Raw genomic sequence first — 2533 nt, forward strand, 5'->3', positions numbered from 1 at the left:
ACTCTCATTTTACTGGTTGTCTGATTTCCTCCTTATCTGTGTTTATCTTGGCGCAATGTCCCCGGTTCCCCGAAGTTGTCATCATCGTCCGTGGTGGCGGTGCCCAGCGGCGGCACGGAGAGGTTCAGCTCCACCAGCCGCGCCCGCACCAGCTTCCCCATCGCCTTGAGCTGGCCCACGTTCGCCGCCGCGAAGTCGTCCGCCGTGCCCGCGTTCGCCCGCCACCCGGCCACCAGGTTGTTCAGCGCCGTGCCCGCCCCGCCTGGCAGCTTCGCGTTCATCTCATCCACCGCCCCGCGCACGAAGTTTTTGAGCTGGCCCTGATTGAGCGCGGCGTAGTCATCCGCTGCCGCATTGGTGACCACGTTGCGCTCCGCCCACCATGCCGGCGGCGCCACAGTTTGACGGCAGCAACAGCAGCAGCACCAGCCACCCGACCGGGCCACGAGACAAACGCAAAGCGGAGTTCATCACAGTTCAGAGTTCAAAGTTCGGTGTTCTTCGTTCCACTCGGCGGGTGCCTCACTCCGGCTGCGGGCCGTTCGTGAATTCTCCCATGTCAATGTCCCCGCCCTGCGCCACCCGCAGCACGCCCTGGACCTTCAGATCCCCCTGCACGGTGACAACGCCGCCAAAGCTCGCGCTCTTCGCCGCGATCTGCGTCTGGCCCACGGTCGTCGTGCCGCCCGTCGTCTCCGTGCGTGTCAGGCGCACCAGCTCCGGCCGCAGCTCCGACTTGCTCTGCGCCCCCCCCCCCGCTGATGGAAGTGGTCGTGTAGGTCGTCACTTCCGCGCCGACTTGCGCGCTCGTGTTGGAACTGCTCGCTCCTGCCACCGTGTTGTCACGCGTGTAATACAGCGCCGAGGGCGAGAGGGTCATGCCCAGGCCGCTGCTTACATCCGCCAGCCCCAGCCCGCCGTCCCACAAGCGCATCACCTCCCGTGCGCCGCCATTGCCGTCCGGCACCTCCCACACCCAGTTGGCATCGGAACGCGTCGCCCGCTGGTGGATCACCGGCGCGTTGTAGCGCATTTCGGTGTAGCTTTGCGTCTCGTCAGGCACCCACATCTGCTGGTTTTCTTGATGGGTGCCGGTTATTCCCCATACCTGCTCACCGGACACCCATACGTCCCCAATGTAAACATTGTCATACCGGCTTTCCCAGCGCTCCGGCTCGATGACATTGCCAAACTCGTCGTAAACCGGCGGAAAATAATCCTGCCCAACCCACTGCCAGGAATACTGCGGGCTCCAGTAGCCGCCAGACTCCACCCAGCCCCAGTCCTCCACCGTCACCCAGTTGTCCACATAGTGCGCCGGGACGATGTAGCCACTCACCACCTCTTCCGTCGTCTGGCTCACATTCAACGCCATCCCATGAGAGAGGGAGTTCCCCGTTTGATCCACCTGGATGCTGCCAAAGAAAGCCGCCCCGGCGATGGTGGCGTTGTTGGACACGTCCACATCCGCGAAGCTCTCCGCCCAGGCGGAGCCGGATGCCAAAAGACCGAGCAACAGGCCCGGAGCGATGATTCGATTGCGCAATGGTTTCATGGAAAGGTGCATGTCAGTTCGTGGTTCGTGGTTCACAGTTTTTCGGTGGCGGCTAGAGGCTCATGTGGCTGACGGGATCGCTCCAGTCGCTGTAGCCGGTGCTGCCACCGACGGCGCGGACCTGGAACTGGTAGTTGCCGCCGGGCGTGAGGCTGTTGATGGCCATGGAGCGTGAGTTGGTGAACAGGCCGCCGTCCTGCCACGGGCCGGGGGCGCCGCCCGCGCCGATGAGCGCGTAACGCAGCTCGTAGCACTTCGCATTGGCCACCGGTCCCACGCGCACGATGAGCTGGCCGGAGATGCCGTTGATGATGTCCCGGATGGTGGGTGCCGCCAGGGGCGTGGAGGCGCGGTTCGTGCTGACCGCGTCAAAACCGCTGGAAAGCAGCGTCGCGAGGTCATTGCCGCAGTTTGCCTGCACATAGCCGGCCAGCTGACGCATGAGGCCGATGAGCACCTCGCGCCTGGCGTTTTTGTCCGCCGTGTCCGCCGGGCCGCCCTGCTGGGCGGTGGCGATGGCATTGGAGAAGGCCGTCAACGCGGCGGTGAAATCCGCGGCCGCCACGGGTGGCGTGGGGTAGGCGGCATTGCCATACAGTTTCATCGAAACGGCGGTGGCCGTCTCTTCCAACGAATGATCGGCCGCGGAGGCGAAGCCGAGGAGTACACGGAGCTGGGACATGCGTTTAGCAGGGTTGGGTTGCGGCAGAAATCCATTCCAGGTCAGGCCAGGCGTGTTCCAGCGCAGGGGATTGCCCTGGGCGTCCTTGCCATTCCAGGTGATGGGGATCTGAGCCATGGTTCGGGGTGCAGTTCTCTTTTGAGCCGGGGGTTTGAAAGGGGATGACCGCTTCAGCAGCAGCGCCAAACCGGGGCCACAGGCGCTGCGACCGCGCTGAAAGAGTTTGGTCCGCCACGGACGGGGTTTTTTCCGCGACGGACGGGGTCTTTTCCGCAGCGCAGGGAGTTTTCTCCCGG

General features: G+C 64.2%; 3 protein-coding genes. All 3 read right to left on the bottom strand.

Features of this window, described 5'->3' with window-relative positions:
* Positions 1-32 precede the first annotated feature (32 nt).
* Positions 33-365, bottom strand: a complete 333-nt coding sequence (locus tag IAE77_RS00135; protein WP_294219623.1) for a hypothetical protein — start codon at positions 363-365, stop codon at positions 33-35.
* Between the two features lie 194 nt (positions 366-559).
* Positions 560-1555 (bottom strand): hypothetical protein, encoded by a 996-nt coding sequence (locus tag IAE77_RS00140; RefSeq protein WP_294219624.1) that lies wholly within the window; start codon positions 1553-1555, stop codon positions 560-562.
* A 52-nt stretch (positions 1556-1607) separates the two neighbouring features.
* Positions 1608-2354: a fibronectin type III domain-containing protein gene (locus IAE77_RS00145; RefSeq protein ID WP_294219625.1), complete on the bottom strand. Its 747-nt coding sequence runs from the start codon at positions 2352-2354 to the stop codon at positions 1608-1610.
* Positions 2355-2533 lie beyond the last annotated feature (179 nt).

Origin of the sequence: Prosthecobacter sp. (genome assembly GCF_014879935.1) — a bacterium.
Taxonomy (GTDB): domain Bacteria; phylum Verrucomicrobiota; class Verrucomicrobiia; order Verrucomicrobiales; family Verrucomicrobiaceae; genus Prosthecobacter.